The 14,724-nt window shown below is 66.0% G+C and carries 13 protein-coding genes; all 13 read left to right on the top strand.

Annotation, left to right across the window (positions count from 1 at the left end):
• Nucleotides 1–9: 9 nt before the first annotated feature.
• The gene (leuD, locus tag BM198_RS05765) at nucleotides 10–651 is read left to right on the top strand and encodes a 3-isopropylmalate dehydratase small subunit (protein ID WP_074968482.1); all 642 of its coding nucleotides are present in this window, start codon (nucleotides 10–12) and stop codon (nucleotides 649–651) included.
• A 20-nt stretch (nucleotides 652–671) separates the two neighbouring features.
• Nucleotides 672–1,436, top strand: coding sequence for a class I SAM-dependent methyltransferase (locus tag BM198_RS05760; protein WP_074968480.1), 765 nt, complete (start codon nucleotides 672–674; stop codon nucleotides 1,434–1,436).
• A 51-nt stretch (nucleotides 1,437–1,487) separates the two neighbouring features.
• Entirely contained in the window at nucleotides 1,488–2,570 is a 1,083-nt protein-coding gene (gene leuB / locus BM198_RS05755; RefSeq protein WP_074968516.1) for a 3-isopropylmalate dehydrogenase, read from the top strand.
• Nucleotides 2,571–2,627: 57 nt separating this feature from the next.
• Complete coding sequence (gene asd, locus BM198_RS05750) at nucleotides 2,628–3,740, top strand: aspartate-semialdehyde dehydrogenase (RefSeq protein ID WP_074968478.1); 1,113 nt, start codon at nucleotides 2,628–2,630, stop codon at nucleotides 3,738–3,740.
• Nucleotides 3,741–3,844: 104 nt separating this feature from the next.
• A complete protein-coding gene (locus tag BM198_RS05745; protein ID WP_074968514.1) occupies nucleotides 3,845–4,849 on the top strand; it encodes an aspartate-semialdehyde dehydrogenase in 1,005 nt (334 codons plus the stop codon).
• Between the two features lie 152 nt (nucleotides 4,850–5,001).
• The gene (locus BM198_RS05740; RefSeq protein ID WP_074968476.1) at nucleotides 5,002–7,824 is read left to right on the top strand and encodes a motility hub landmark protein FimV; all 2,823 of its coding nucleotides are present in this window, start codon (nucleotides 5,002–5,004) and stop codon (nucleotides 7,822–7,824) included.
• A 3-nt stretch (nucleotides 7,825–7,827) separates the two neighbouring features.
• Entirely contained in the window at nucleotides 7,828–8,688 is an 861-nt protein-coding gene (truA, locus tag BM198_RS05735; RefSeq protein ID WP_044408655.1) for a tRNA pseudouridine(38-40) synthase TruA, read from the top strand.
• A gap of 58 nt (nucleotides 8,689–8,746) precedes the next feature.
• Nucleotides 8,747–9,370, top strand: coding sequence for a phosphoribosylanthranilate isomerase (locus BM198_RS05730; RefSeq protein WP_074968474.1), 624 nt, complete (start codon nucleotides 8,747–8,749; stop codon nucleotides 9,368–9,370).
• Nucleotides 9,371–9,642: 272 nt separating this feature from the next.
• Nucleotides 9,643–10,533, top strand: coding sequence for an acetyl-CoA carboxylase, carboxyltransferase subunit beta (gene accD / locus BM198_RS05725; RefSeq protein ID WP_074968472.1), 891 nt, complete (start codon nucleotides 9,643–9,645; stop codon nucleotides 10,531–10,533).
• On the top strand, nucleotides 10,530–11,807 hold the full coding sequence (folC, locus tag BM198_RS05720; protein WP_074968469.1) for a bifunctional tetrahydrofolate synthase/dihydrofolate synthase: 1,278 nt from the start codon (nucleotides 10,530–10,532) through the stop codon (nucleotides 11,805–11,807). Before accD ends, folC begins: the two co-directional genes overlap by 4 nt.
• A 14-nt stretch (nucleotides 11,808–11,821) precedes the next feature.
• Complete coding sequence (locus BM198_RS05715; RefSeq protein WP_236210276.1) at nucleotides 11,822–12,478, top strand: SPOR domain-containing protein; 657 nt, start codon at nucleotides 11,822–11,824, stop codon at nucleotides 12,476–12,478.
• Nucleotides 12,479–12,572: 94 nt separating this feature from the next.
• Nucleotides 12,573–13,085, top strand: coding sequence for a CvpA family protein (locus tag BM198_RS05710; protein WP_074968464.1), 513 nt, complete (start codon nucleotides 12,573–12,575; stop codon nucleotides 13,083–13,085).
• An 84-nt stretch (nucleotides 13,086–13,169) separates the two neighbouring features.
• On the top strand, nucleotides 13,170–14,675 hold the full coding sequence (gene purF, locus BM198_RS05705; RefSeq protein WP_044408636.1) for an amidophosphoribosyltransferase: 1,506 nt from the start codon (nucleotides 13,170–13,172) through the stop codon (nucleotides 14,673–14,675).
• Nucleotides 14,676–14,724: the final 49 nt, after the last annotated feature.

Raw genomic sequence — 14,724 nt, 5'->3', positions numbered from 1 at the left:
AGCAGAGTCATGAAAGCCTTTACCCAACACACCGGCCTGGTCTGCCCGCTCGATCGCGCCAATGTCGACACCGACCAGATCATCCCCAAGCAATTCCTCAAGTCGATCAAGCGCACCGGCTTCGGCCCCAACCTGTTCGACGAGTGGCGCTACCTGGACGTGGGCCAGCCCAACCAGGACAACTCCAAGCGCCCGGTGAACAAGGACTTCGTGCTCAACTTCCCGCGCTACCAGGGCGCCAGCGTGCTGCTGGCCCGCGAGAACTTCGGCTGCGGCTCCTCCCGCGAGCACGCCCCCTGGGCGCTGGATGAGTACGGCTTCCGCGCGGTGATCGCGCCGAGCTTCGCCGACATCTTCTTCAACAACAGCTTCAAGAACGGCCTGCTGCCGATCGTGCTGAAAGATGAAGAGGTGGATGAGCTGTTCGAGCAGTGCGAGGCCACCGAGGGCTACCAGCTGACCGTCGACCTGGCGGCCCAGACCGTGACCCGTCCGGATGGCAAGTCCTATGCCTTCGAGGTGGACGCCTTCCGCAAGCATTGCCTGCTGAACGGCCTCGACGACATCGGCCTGACCCTGCAGGACGCCGATGCCATTCGCACCTTCGAAGCCGGCTATCGCCAGCGCCAGCCCTGGTTGTTCCAGGGCTGATCAGCCAGAGGAGGCTCACCATGACCGCCAGCCAGCACGAGGATGTGGTCCAGCGCCAGTTCGGCAGCCAGGCCACCGCCTATCTGAACAGTGCCGTTCACGCCCAGGGCGAGGAGTTCGTCCTGCTACGCGAGACGGTGGCGGCTGACGCCGGGGCCCGGGTACTCGACCTGGGCTGCGGTGCCGGTCATGTGAGCTTCCAGGTCGCCGAGTTCTGCCACGAGGTGGTGGCCTACGACCTGTCCGCCCAGATGCTGGACGTGGTCGCCCGCACGGCCGCCGAGCGCGGGCTGGACAACATTCGCACCCAGCAGGGCGCTGCCGAGCGCCTGCCGTTCGATGACCAGGCCTTCGACTATGTCTTCAGCCGCTATTCCGCCCACCACTGGCGGGACGTCGGCCAGGCCCTGCGCGAGGTGCGTCGGGTCCTGCGTCCGGGCGGCGCGGCGTGCTTCATCGATGTGGTCGCCCCCGGCCAGCCGTTGCTGGATACCCACCTGCAGACGGTGGAAGTGCTGCGCGACACCAGCCATGTGCGCGATTATTCGCCCTCCGAATGGGCACGGCTGGTCGGCGAGGCCGGGCTGGTACTGACCGCTTCCAAGCGGCAGCGCCTGCGCCTTGAGTTCGCCACCTGGATCGAGCGCATGCGCACGCCGGACGTATTCCGCGAGGCCATCCTGGCATTGCAGCGCTCGGTGGGCGACGAGGTGCGCGAGTATTTCGAGATTGCAGCGGACGGCTCCTTCAGCACCGATGTGCTGGTGCTCTGGGCCGAGCGCTGAACACTGAACACCCCGGCGCCGAGGCGCCGACAGATGAATGACGAGGAAAGCATGAGCAAGCAGATTCTGGTTCTCCCCGGTGACGGCATCGGTCCGGAGATCATGGCCGAGGCGGTCAAGGTGCTCGAGGTGGCCAACGACAAGTACCAACTGGGCTTCGAGCTGGTGCACGACGTGATCGGCGGCGCCGCCATCGACAAGCACGGTGTGCCCCTGGCCGACGAGACCCTGGAGCGCGCCCGCAAGGCCGATGCCGTGCTGCTGGGCGCCGTGGGCGGCCCGAAGTGGGACAAGATCGAGCGTGACATCCGTCCGGAGCGCGGCCTGCTGAAGATCCGCTCGCAACTGGGCCTGTTCGCCAACCTGCGTCCGGCCATCCTTTATCCGCAACTGGCCGAGGCGTCCAGCCTCAAGCCGGAAGTGGTCGCCGGGTTGGACATCCTCATCGTCCGCGAGCTGACCGGCGGCATCTATTTCGGCCAGCCCCGCGAGCAGCGCGTGCTGGAGAATGGCGAGCGCCAGGCCTACGACACCCTGCCGTACAGCGAGAGCGAGATCCGCCGCATCGCCCGCGTCGGCTTCGACATGGCCCGCGTGCGTGGCAAGAAGCTGTGCTCGGTGGACAAGGCCAACGTCCTCGCCTCCAGCCAGCTGTGGCGCGAGGTGGTGGAGGAGGTGGCCAAGGACTATCCGGACGTCGAGCTCAGCCACATGTACGTCGACAACGCCGCTATGCAACTGGTGCGTGCGCCGAAGCAGTTCGACGTGATGGTCACCGACAACATGTTCGGCGACATCCTTTCCGACGAGGCCTCCATGCTCACCGGCTCCATCGGCATGCTGCCGTCCGCCTCTCTGGACGCCAACAACAAGGGCATGTACGAGCCCTGCCACGGCTCCGCACCGGACATCGCCGGCCAGGGCATCGCCAACCCGTTGGCGACCATCCTCTCGGTGTCGATGATGCTGCGCTACAGCTTCAACCAGGGCGCCGCTGCCGATGCCATCGAACAGGCCGTGAGCCGCGTGCTGGACCAGGGCTTGCGCACCGGTGACATCTACTCCCCGGGCACGACCAAGGTCGGTACCCAGGCCATGGGCGATGCAGTGGTCGAGGCCCTGCGTAATCTGTAATCTGTCGGGCCCGCTGCGCGGCAGCGGCCCACTTTTTTCCTGAAAGGTGCAGTTGTCATGAAGCGTGTAGGTCTGATCGGTTGGCGCGGCATGGTGGGTTCGGTGCTCATGCAGCGGATGCTTGAGGAGCGGGACTTCGACCTGATCGAGCCGGTGTTCTTCACCACTTCCAACGTCGGTGGGCAGGGCCCGGCGGTCGGCAAGGACATTGCCCCGCTGAAGGATGCCTACAGCATCGAAGAGCTGAAGACCCTCGACGTGATCCTGACCTGTCAGGGTGGCGACTACACCAACGAGGTCTTCCCCAGGCTGCGTGAAGCGGGTTGGAACGGCTACTGGATCGACGCCGCCTCCAGCCTGCGCATGCAGGATGACGCGGTCATCGTCCTCGATCCGGTCAACCGCAAGGTCATCGATCATTCCCTGGATGCCGGCACCAAGAACTACATCGGCGGCAACTGCACCGTCAGCCTGATGCTGATGGCCCTGGGCGGCCTGTTCGAAGCCGGCCTGGTGGAGTGGATGAGCGCCATGACCTACCAGGCAGCTTCCGGCGCCGGCGCGCAGAACATGCGTGAGCTGATCAAGCAGATGGGCGCCACCCACGCGGCCGTCGCCGATGACCTGGCCAACCCCGCCAGCGCCATCCTCGACATCGACCGCAAGGTCGCCGAGAGCATGCGCAGCGAAGCCTTCCCCACCGAGAACTTCGGCGTACCGCTGGCCGGCAGTCTGATCCCCTGGATCGACAAGGAACTGCCCAACGGCCAAAGCCGTGAGGAGTGGAAAGGCCAGGCCGAGACCAACAAGATCCTCGGCCGCTTCAAGAGCCCGATCCCGGTGGACGGCATCTGCGTACGCATCGGTTCCATGCGCTGCCACAGCCAGGCGTTGACCATCAAGCTGAACAAGGACGTGCCGATCGCCGATATCGAAGGGCTGATCAGCCAGCACAACCCCTGGGTCAAGCTGGTGCCGAACCATCGTGAGATCAGCATGCGTGAGCTGACGCCGACTGCCGTGACCGGCACCCTGTCGGTTCCGGTCGGCCGCCTGCGCAAGCTGAACATGGGTTCGCAGTACCTGGGCGCCTTCACCGTGGGTGACCAGCTGCTCTGGGGCGCTGCCGAGCCGCTGCGCCGCATGCTGCGCATCCTGCTGGAGCGTTGATCGAACCTGGCGCGTGCGGGGCTCGCCCGCGCCAATCGGTCCGATTGCCTGCATACGGGGTGACGGTTAAAGTGCCGCTCCCCGTTTCGCCATAGGCAATGACCATGAGCCCGTCCCTTGAAATCGCCGTGATCGGCGCCACCGGCACCGTCGGCGAAACCCTCGTCCAGCTCCTTGAGGAGCGCGAGTTCCCCGTATCCACCCTGCATCTCTTGGCCAGCATCGAGTCTGCCGGTGCCTCCGTGCCGTTTCGCGGCAAGAACCTGCGCGTGCGGGATGTCGCCGAATTCGACTTCGCCCGTGTCCGCCTGGCCTTCTTCGCCGCCGGCGAGGCCGTGACCCGCAGCTTTGCCTCCCGTGCGCTGCAGGCCGGTTGCTCGGTGATCGACCTGTCCGGGGCGCTGGAGCAGGGCGTGGCGCTGGTTGCAGGGGCCAACGGTTCGGCCCTGGCAAAGCTCCAGGCCCCGTTCGCACTGATAAGCCCCAGCCCCTCTGCCGTCGCGCTTGCCAGTGTGCTCGCGCCGTTGCGGGAAGTCCTGACACCTGAGCGCATCTGCGTGACGGCGTGCCTCTCGGTATCCAGTCGGGGGCGGGAGGGCGTGAATGAACTGGCCCGCCAGACGGCCGAGTTGCTCAATGCGCGCCCGCTGGAGCCGCGCTTCTTCGACCGGCAAGTGGCCTTCAACATCCTCGCGCAACCCGACGCGGTGGACGAGGAAGGCCATGCTCAGCTTGAGCGGCGCCTGGCACGGGAATTGAAAGAGGTATTGGCTTCGCCGGGGCTGGACGTCGCGGCGACCTGCGTCCTGGCGCCGGTGTTCTTCGGCGACAGCCTGAGTGTCTGCATCCAGTCCGCCACGGACGTAGATCTCGGTGCAGTCAATGCTGCACTGGAAGAGGCCGATGCGTTGGAGTGCGTCGAGTTGGGGGACTATCCCACGGCAGTAGGTGACGCTGTTGGGCAGGATGTGATCTACGTCGGCCGTGTGAGAAAGGGCCTGGAAGATCCACGTCAACTCAATTTGTGGATTGCGTCAGATAATGTGCGAAAAGGCGCTGCGCTCAATGCCATACAGTCTGGCGAGTTGTTGATAAAACACTATCTGTAAAAGATACTTACCTGAAAATTTGAAGTACTTTTCTAGCTTGACAATACTGATCTGGTTGATCGCTGGCGGGGAAGCGCAAAGCGCGCGTTGTGGCGGCGATCAATTACCCTCTCGTTCGAGCGAGAAGAAAAGATAAAACAAGGGATTACGCTATGGTTCGGGTTCGCAAACTGGTACTGGCAATTGCGGCAGCTTCGGCTCTGTCTTCCGGCATGGCACATGCCCTTGGGCTTGGTGAAGTCACTCTCAAGTCTGCATTGAACCAGCCGCTGGATGCTGAGATCGAGTTGCTCGACGTCCGCGATCTGTCGTCCAGTGAAGTCGTTCCCAGCCTCGCTTCCGCCGAAGAGTTCGGCAAGGCGGGCGTTGATCGCCAGTATTTCCTCACGGATCTCAAGTTCACCCCCGTGCTCAAGCCCAACGGCAAGAGCGTGGTGCGCGTGACCTCCAGCAAGCCAGTGCGCGAGCCCTACCTCAACTTCCTGGTTGAGGTGCTGTGGCCCAACGGCCGACTGCTGCGCGAGTACACCCTGCTGCTCGATCCGCCGGCCTATTCGCCTGAAACCGCTGCCGTCGCTCCTGCTCTGGCTGCCACCGCGCCGGCCCAGCAGGCTCGCCCGGCCGCACCGCGAGCCTCTGCACCGGTCGCCCAGGCTCCGTCCGCCTCCCCGGCCGCCAGTGCCAGCAAGGTTGCAGGTGGCGGCGATTACCGCACCACCGGCAAGGACACCCTGTGGGACATCGCCCAGCGCAACCGCGCCAGTGGCAGCGTTCACCAGGCCATGCTGGCCATCCAGGACCTGAACCCCGACGCCTTTGTGGGCGGCAACATCAACCGTCTGAAGAGCGGCCAAGTTCTGCGCATGCCGACCGAGCAGCAGATCGCCAGCCGTTCCCAGTCCGAGGCCATTGCCCAGGTCGCCGCCCAGAATGCTGCCTGGCGCAGCGGCAGTGCCGTGGCCGATACCGCTGGTCAGCGCCAACTGGATGCCACCAAGCGTTCCACCGCGGGTGCCGCCCCGGCCAAGGCCGAGAGCAAGGACAGCTTGCGTCTGGTTTCCGCCGAGAGTGGCAAGGCAACCGCCGGCAGCGAGAAGGGTGCCGCCAACGGTAACGCCAAGGCCCTGGCCGAGAAGCTGGCGGTCACCCAGGAAAGCCTGGACACCACTCGCCGCGAGAACGCAGAACTGAAGAGCCGGATGACGGATCTGCAGAGCCAGCTCGACAAGCTGCAGCGCCTGATCCAGCTCAAGGACGATCAACTCGCCAAGATGCAGGGCGATCTGTCCAAGAAGCCCGAGGCCGCCGCTCCGGCAGCACCGGCTTCCGCCACACCGCCGGCACCTGCCGCCGAGCAGCCCGCACCTGCACCGCAGACCCAGGCGCCCGCCGAGGCGGGCGCCCCGGCGACTCCGCCGGCCGGCGCCGCGCCGGACTACAACTACAACCAGGAGCCGGCCGCACCCGATGCGGCCAGCCAGACCCAGAACCAGCAGCCGGCCACAGAGCCGGCTGAAGCCGTTGAGAAGCCCGCTGCCCAGCCGACCCCGGCCCCGACTCCGGCGCCGGTTCCCCCGGTCGAGGCCGAGCAGCCGAGCTTCCTCGACGAACTGATGGGCAACACCATGTTGCTGGGCATCATTGGCGGCAGCGCGCTGCTGGTGCTGCTGGTGGTGCTGATGATCCTTTCCCGTCGTAACGCCATGAAGGAAGCCGAGCTGCAGAACAGCCTGGCCGACCAGGATGGCGATGCCAATGCGGACAGCGATCTCGACCTGCAGGACAATGCCTTCTCCGGTTTCGACGTCGAGCCGGCTGCCGCCCCAGCGGCCGCAGCCCAGGGCGCGTCCGAGGAGCGTGTCACCGCCCAGACTGGCGACGCCCTCAGCGAAGCCGACATCTATATTGCCTACGGCCGTTTCAACCAGGCTGCCGAGCTGCTGCAGAACGCCATCAACGACGAGCCGCATCGCGCGGACCTGCGCCTGAAACTGATGGAGGTCTACGCCGAACTCGGTGATCGCGACGGTTTCGCCCGCCAAGAAGGCGAGCTGCGTGAAATCGGTGGTGCCCAGGCTGACGTGGACCTGCTCAAGTCCCGCTACCCGGCCATGGCCGCCGTGGCGGCCGCGGGTGCCGGCTTTGCCGCTGCCTCGGTTGCAGACGACCTGGACAGCTTCAGCCTCGACGACCTGACCCTGGACGAGCCGGCTGCTCCGACCCAGAAGCCGCAGGATCTGGACGATGCCTTCGACCTCAGCCTCGACGACGAACTGGATGCCACGCCGGCCGCCCGTGCCCCGGTCGAAGAGCCCCTGCCCAGCCTCGACGACCTGGATCTGGATGCCGATCTGAACCTCGACCTGCCGGCTTCCAGCCCCGCCGCCGCTGACGACGACCTCGGTTTCGACCTGGATCTCGACAGCAAGCCCCTCGCCGAGGACAACCTTTCTCTGGGTGACGACCTGGCCGATTTCAGCCTGGACCTGGACGAAGGCTCCAAGCCCTCGGCTGCTGCGGAAGACGACTTCCTGCTGAGCCTGGACGACGACCTGCCGGCCGCCGAGCCCGCCAAGCTCGAAACCAGTGACTTCGACCTGCCTTCCGACTTCGACCTGTCCATGCCCGAAGAGCCGGCGCACGTCGAGCCGCAGGCAGACAGCTTCGCCGCCAAGCTGGAGGAAGTCACCGCCGAACTGGACCAGCTCGCCGAGAGCCTCGACCAGCCGGCCGAAGAGGCGCCCATCCCGGCTCCGGCTCCTGAAGTCGCGGCACCTGCTGCGGACCTGGAAGGGGACGACGACTTCGATTTCCTCTCGGGCACCGACGAAACCTCCACCAAGCTCGACCTGGCACGTGCCTACATCGACATGGGCGACACCGAAGGTGCTCGCGACATCCTCGACGAGGTGCTGACCGAAGGCAGCGAAACCCAGCAACAGGAAGCGCGCGACCTGATCGCCCGTATCAGCTGATCCATGACACAAGCAGTACCCGCAACGGCAGCCGAAAAGGCTGCCGTTGGCATTTCCAGAATCGCCCTTGGCGTTGAGTACAAGGGTTCCCGCTACCGTGGCTTCCAGCGCCAGATCGCCGGTGTGCCGTCCATCCAGGAAGCCCTCGAGAAGGCGCTGACCAAAGTGGCTGGCGGGCATCCCGTCACCCTCAGTTGTGCGGGCCGGACAGACGCGCTGGTTCACGCCAGCGGCCAGGTCGTGCATTTCGACACGCCGGTCCCGCGCTCCATGCACGCCTGGACCATGGGCGCGAACATGAACCTGCCCGGCGACATCAGCGTCACCTGGGCCCAGGCCATGCCTGCGCATTTCGATGCGCGCTTCAGTGCCATGGCGCGGCGCTATCGGTACGTCATCTACAGCGACCCGATCCGCCCGGCCCACATGGCCGAAGAGGTGACCTGGAACCACCGGCCTCTGGACGTCGAGCGCATGCGCGAGGCGGCTGCCTACCTGGTGGGCACCCACGATTTCACCTCGTTCCGCGCCAAACAGTGCCAGGCCAAATCGCCGGTGAAGACGGTCCATCACCTGCAGATCCACGAGCATGGCCGTTTTATCGTGCTGGACGTGCGAGCCAATGCCTTCCTCCACCATATGGTGCGCAACTTCGCAGGCGTGCTCATGGCCATTGGTGCCGGCGAGCGCCCGCCGGAGTGGGCGAAGGAAATCCTCGAAAGCCGTTGCCGGCGTACCGGCGGTGTCACTGCGCACCCCTACGGGCTCTACCTGGTGAAGGTGGAATACCCGGAGGAGTTCGAGCTTCCCAGGCGTTACCTGGGGCCGCATTTCCTCTCCTGGATGCCTGAAGACGCAAGCTGACGCTGTAGCGGACCTTTGCTACCATCCAGCAACTTTTTGCCCAGCAGGTGTCTGCACGTTGTCTACCGTTCGCGTCAAAATCTGTGGCATCACCCGTGTCGAGGACGCCCTGGCGGCTGTAGCCGCCGGTGCCGATGCCATCGGGCTGGTGTTCTACGCGCCCAGTCCCCGGGCCGTGACCGCCGAGCAGGCGAGGGCGATCATCTCCGCTCTGCCGCCCTTCGTGACCACGGTCGGATTGTTCGTCGACATGCCGGGGGAGGAACTGGACAGCGTGCTGGCGACGGTGCCGCTTGACCTGCTGCAGTTCCACGGCGACGAATCGCCGGAGGCATGCCGGCGCCATGGACGCCCTTATCTCAAGGCCCTGCGTATCCGTCCCGGTGACGATGTCCCGGCGCTAATCGACCGTTACCCGGATGCATCCGGCGTTCTGCTGGATACCTACGTGCCCGGCACGCCCGGCGGCACGGGCGAGGCCTTCGACTGGAGCCTGGTGCCCAGCGCGCCTTCCCGTCCGGTGGTGCTTGCCGGTGGCCTGACCCCCGGCAACGTCGCCGAGGCCATCCGTCGCGCGCACCCCTATGCCGTCGATGTCAGCGGCGGGGTCGAGGCGTCCAAGGGCATCAAGGACCCTGTGCTGATCCGTGCCTTCATCGATGCCGTGCGTTCTGCCGAGTGATCGTCTTTCCCGCCATCGTGTCGAGCGGCAGCGCTCGACTGGATGTGACGACGGCGAGCGGGCTGCCGTCCATAACCCAGTTGTCCGCTCGGACGCTCCCCGGGAGCGCCGCGAGCCGGGCCGGAACCAGGTGCTGCCGGCACGTTCTATTGGCGTGGATGGCGGCGGCGGTCGGGGCGAACCCGGCCATGAATTTGATTTCGCTCAGGAACAGGCGCAGCGCTTCGAGCCGCTAGCGCGTGTTCGGGCCTGAAGCTATGGAGAACGAGAGCATGAGCAACTGGCTGGTAGACAAGCTGATCCCTTCGATCATGCGTTCCGAAGTTAAGAAGAGCTCGGTACCCGAAGGCCTCTGGCACAAGTGCCCGTCCTGCGATGCCGTGCTGTACAAGCCCGAGCTCGAGAAGACCCTGAATGTCTGCCCCAAGTGCGACCACCACATGCGCATCGATGCGCGCACTCGCCTGGACATCTTCCTCGATGCCGAAGGCCGGGAAGAACTGGGCGCCGACCTCGAGCCGGTGGATCGCCTGAAGTTTCGCGACAGCAAGAAGTACAAGGACCGCCTGGCCGCCGCGCAGAAGGACACCGGTGAAAAGGATGCCCTGATCGCCATGAGCGGCAGCCTCGAAGGCAACCCCATCGTGGCCTGCGCCTTCGAGTTCTCCTTCATGGGCGGCTCCATGGGCGCCATCGTCGGTGAGCGCTTCGTGCGTGCCGCCAACGTTGCGCTGGAGAAACGCTGCCCGCTGGTGTGCTTCTCCGCCTCCGGTGGCGCGCGCATGCAGGAGGCGCTGATCTCCCTGATGCAGATGGCCAAGACCTCCGCTGTCCTGGCGCGCCTGCGCGAAGAGGGCATTCCCTTCATCTCCGTGCTGACCGACCCGGTCTACGGCGGCGTGTCGGCCAGCCTGGCCATGCTGGGCGATGTGATCGTCGGTGAGCCCAAGGCCCTGATCGGCTTCGCCGGCCCGCGCGTGATCGAGCAGACCGTGCGCGAGAAGTTGCCTGAAGGCTTCCAGCGCAGCGAGTTCCTGCTGGAACACGGCGCCATCGACATGATCATCCCCCGCCAGGAACTGCGCAGCCGCCTGTCGCGCCTGCTCGCCCAGTTCCAGAACCTGCCGTCTCCCGAACCCACCCCCGTACCGGCCACTGCATGACCCAGAGAACCCTCGCCGACTGGCTCGATTACCTCGAACACCTCCACCCCAGCGCCATCGACATGGGGCTGGAGCGCAGCCGGCAGGTGGCCGAGCGCCTGGGTATCGGGCAGCTTGCCCCCAAGGTGATCACCGTCACCGGCACCAACGGCAAGGGTTCCACCTGTGCATTCCTGGCTGCGCTGCTGCGCAGCCAGGGGCTGCGCGTCGGGGTCTACAGCTCGCCGCACCTGCTGCGCTACAACGAGCGCGTCCAGTTCGACGACGGCCTCGCCAGTGATGAGGCCCTCTGTGAGGCCTTCGCCGCAGTCGAAGCGGCGCGTGGCGATATCACCCTGACCTATTTCGAGATGGGCACCCTGGCGGCCTTCTGGCTGTTCCAGCGCCGAACCCTGGATGCGGTGGTGCTGGAAGTCGGCCTGGGTGGACGGCTCGACGCCGTGAACCTGGCCGATGCCGACCTGGCCCTGGTTACCAGCATTGGTATCGACCATGCCGACTGGCTCGGCGACACCCGTGAAAGCGTGGCCTTCGAGAAGGCCGGCATCTTCCGCCCGGGCAAGCCAGCCGTGTGTGGTGATCTCGACCCGCCTGCCCCCCTGCTGGGCCGGGCTGCCGAGATCGGTGCGCCGACGCTGGTGCGGGGGCGCGACTTCGACCTGGCCGAGGCCGAGCAGAGCTGGCACTGGCGTGGCCGCTCGCCGTCCGGCGAGTTGCTGCAATTGCACGACCTGCCGCTGCTGGACCTGCCCCAGGAGAATGCGTCCCTCGCCCTGCAGGCCTATGCGCTGCTTGGCCTGCCCTGGCAGCCCGAGCACCTGGCGCAGGCCCTGGCCGCTACCCAGGTCAGTGGGCGTCTCGAGCGTCGCAACATCCTGTGGCAAGGCAAACGCATCTCCCTGGTGCTGGATGTCGGGCACAACCCCCATGCCGCCGAGTTCCTTGCCGGCCGCCTGGTTGCGCGGCCTGTCGCGGGGCGCCGCCTGGCCGTGTTCGGCCTGCTGGCGGACAAGGACCTCGACGGCGTGCTCCGCCCGCTGCACGCGCATCTGGCGGACTGGGCGGTGACTGCGTTACCGTCGCCCCGTTCCCGGCCGGCCGGCGAACTGCAGGCTGTCCTCGATGCCCTGGGGGCGCGGGTGCATGGCCATGAGTCCGTCGCCGCCGCCCTGCAGGCGCAGTGCGAACAGGCCGGGGAGGGGGATGAAATCCTGGTGTTCGGATCGTTCTATTGCGTGGCCGAGGCCCTGGCCTGGCTCGCGCAGCAGGCTTGATAGTGGGGGTAGCCGTGCTGGACAAGGGACTCAAGCAACGTATCGTCGGCGCCGTGGTGCTGCTGGCATTGGCCGTGATCTTCCTGCCGATGCTTTTCACCCGCGAGGACGAGTTGCGCCAGGTGCACGTCGAAGCACCGCCGATGCCCCAGGCGCCAGCCATGCCCTCGACCGAGCTGGAGGACGTCCAGGTCCCCGAGCCCCAGGCCCTGCCGGACGAGCCCGTGCCCCCGCTGGACGCCAACGGTGGCGTGGCCCAGGTGCCGACCACTCCCCCTGCCGTTCCGGCGCCCAGCCAGGCGCCGCGCCAGCAGCCGGCCCCGGCACCTGCACAGCCCGTTGCGGCCCCGCCCGTCGCCCAGGCTCAACCCCAGGCTGCTCCGGCACAGCCGGCGGCCAAGGTCGAGGAAAAGCGCCTGGACCCCAACGGCCTGCCCGTCAGCTGGTCCATCCAGCTGGCCAGCCTGTCCAACCGGGCCAGTGCCGAGAACCTGCAGAAGTCCCTGCGCAACCAGGGCTACAACGCCTACATTCGCAGCGCGGACGGCATGAACCGGGTGTTCGTCGGGCCGGTCATCGAGCGCGCCGAAGCCGAGCGCCTGCGCGATTCCCTCAGCCGCCAGCAGAAGCTCAACGGTTTCGTGGTGCGGTTCCAGCCGGAGAAGGGCTGAGTCAGCACCGCCGTCGGACCTTTCTGATTCGCGGGTTACCGGAGTCCAAGGCCTCTGTTAAAATGCCCGCCTTTTCCGTTCGTGGGCTGCATACGTGGCATTCACCTGGGTCGATTGGGCGATCATCGCCATCATCGCCATTTCCAGCTTGATCAGTCTGAGACGCGGCTTCGTCAAGGAAGCCCTCTCGTTGCTCACCTGGATCATTGCCGGTGCAGTCGCCTGGATGTTCGGGGGCGCGCTGTCGCAGCACCTCACCCAATTCATCGAAATGCCCTCGGCCCGCGTCATCGCGGCCTGCGCCATTCTCTTCATCGCCACCCTGCTGGTGGGGGCGTTGGTCAACTTCCTGATCGGCGAGCTGATCAGGGTCACCGGCATGGACGGCACCGACCGCTTCCTCGGCATGGTCTTTGGCGCGGCGCGCGGGGCCTTGCTGGTGGTGGTACTGGTCGGCCTGCTCAGCCTGGCACCGGTGCAACAGGATCCTTGGTGGCAGCAGTCCACGCTGCTGCCGCACTTTCTCATGGTCGCCGACTGGTCCAAGAACCTGATCCTGGGTCTGACCGGTCAGTGGCTCAACGGCAGCGTCAGCCCACCCGGCTGAGCTGCCAGACGAAGGGCGCCACCCCGGGGTAAACCCCGTGCGGCGCCCAGTATTGGCTCGAACTACTAGCAGGGGTTGCGTCACATGTGTGGCATCGTCGGTATCGTCGGCAAGTCGAACGTCAATCAGGCGCTGTATGACGCGCTCACCGTTCTCCAACATCGCGGCCAGGATGCGGCCGGGATCGTGACCAGCCATGACGGCCGCCTGTTCCTGCGCAAGGACAATGGCCTGGTGCGCGATGTGTTCCAGCAGCGCCACATGCAGCGCCTGGTCGGCCACATGGGCATCGGCCATGTGCGCTACCCCACCGCCGGCTCCTCCAGCTCCGCCGAGGCGCAGCCGTTCTACGTCAACTCGCCCTACGGCATCACCCTGGCCCACAACGGCAACCTGACCAACGTCGAGCAGCTGGCCAAGGAGATCTACGAGTCCGACCTGCGCCACGTGAACACCAACTCCGACTCGGAAGTGCTGCTCAACGTGTTCGCTCACGAGCTGGCCCATCGCGGCAAGCTGCAGCCCACCGAGGAAGACGTGTTCGCCGCCGTCTCCGGCGTGCATGACCGCTGCCTGGGCGGCTACGCCGTGGTGGCGATGATCACCGGCTATGGCATCGTCGGCTTCCGCGACCCCAACGCCATCCGCCCGATCGTGTTCGGCCAGCGCCACACCGACGAAGGCGTCGAGTACATGATCGCCTCCGAGAGCGTGGCCCTGGACGTGCTCGGCTTCACCCTGATCCGTGACCTCGCCCCGGGCGAGGCGGTGTACATCACCGAGGAAGGCAAGCTCTACACCCGCCAGTGCGCCAAGGCGCCGAAGCTCTCCCCGTGCATCTTCGAGCACGTCTACCTGGCGCGTCCGGACTCCATCATGGACGGCGTCTCCGTCTACAAGGCGCGCCTGCGCATGGGCGAGAAGCTGGCCGAGAAGATCCAGCGCGAGCGCCCCGACCACGACATCGACGTGGTCATCCCGATCCCGGACACCAGCCGCACCGCGGCACTGGAACTGGCCAACCACTTGGGCGTGAAGTTCCGCGAGGGCTTCGTGAAGAACCGCTACATCGGCCGGACCTTCATCATGCCGGGCCAGGCGGCGCGCAAGAAATCCGTGCGCCAGAAGCTTAACGCCATCGAACTGGAATTCCGCGGCAAGAACGTGATGCTGGTGGACGACTCCATCGTCCGTGGCACCACCTGCAAGCAGATCATCCAGATGGCCCGCGAAGCCGGCGCCAAGAACGTCTACTTCTGCTCCGCCGCTCCGGCGGTGCGCTACCCCAACGTCTACGGCATCGACATGCCGAGTGCCCATGAACTGATCGCCCACAACCGGACAACCGAGGACGTGGCCGAGCTGATCGGTGCCGACTGGCTGGTCTACCAGGACCTGCCGGACCTGATCGAAGCGGTCGGCGGTGGCAAGGTGAAGATCGAGCACTTCGACTGCGCCGTGTTCGACGGACAGTACATCACCGGTGACGTCGACGAGCAGTACCTGGACAAGATCGAGCAGGCCCGCAACGACCTCGCCAAGGTCAAGGCCAGTGCGGTCAGCGCCATCATCGACCTGTACAACAACTGAGCCAGGCGCGGCCCAGGCCGCGCCCTCCGTGACACCCCGCAGCCCGGAC

It is taken from the genome of Metapseudomonas otitidis (assembly GCF_900111835.1).
GTDB classification, from domain to species: Bacteria; Pseudomonadota; Gammaproteobacteria; order Pseudomonadales; family Pseudomonadaceae; genus Metapseudomonas; species Metapseudomonas otitidis.
Note: the sequence above shows the minus strand (reverse complement) of the source record. Positions and strands in the feature narration are given on the sequence as shown.

Coding starts and splice junctions, on each gene's coding strand:
- leuD (WP_074968482.1), top strand. CDS start 10: ATGAAAGCCTTTACCCAACACACCGGCCTGGTCTGCCCGCTCGATCGC.
- BM198_RS05760 (WP_074968480.1), top strand. CDS start 672: ATGACCGCCAGCCAGCACGAGGATGTGGTCCAGCGCCAGTTCGGCAGC.
- leuB (WP_074968516.1), top strand. CDS start 1,488: ATGAGCAAGCAGATTCTGGTTCTCCCCGGTGACGGCATCGGTCCGGAG.
- asd (WP_074968478.1), top strand. CDS start 2,628: ATGAAGCGTGTAGGTCTGATCGGTTGGCGCGGCATGGTGGGTTCGGTG.
- BM198_RS05745 (WP_074968514.1), top strand. CDS start 3,845: ATGAGCCCGTCCCTTGAAATCGCCGTGATCGGCGCCACCGGCACCGTC.
- BM198_RS05740 (WP_074968476.1), top strand. CDS start 5,002: ATGGTTCGGGTTCGCAAACTGGTACTGGCAATTGCGGCAGCTTCGGCT.
- truA (WP_044408655.1), top strand. CDS start 7,828: ATGACACAAGCAGTACCCGCAACGGCAGCCGAAAAGGCTGCCGTTGGC.
- accD (WP_074968472.1), top strand. CDS start 9,643: ATGAGCAACTGGCTGGTAGACAAGCTGATCCCTTCGATCATGCGTTCC.
- folC (WP_074968469.1), top strand. CDS start 10,530: ATGACCCAGAGAACCCTCGCCGACTGGCTCGATTACCTCGAACACCTC.
- purF (WP_044408636.1), top strand. CDS start 13,170: ATGTGTGGCATCGTCGGTATCGTCGGCAAGTCGAACGTCAATCAGGCG.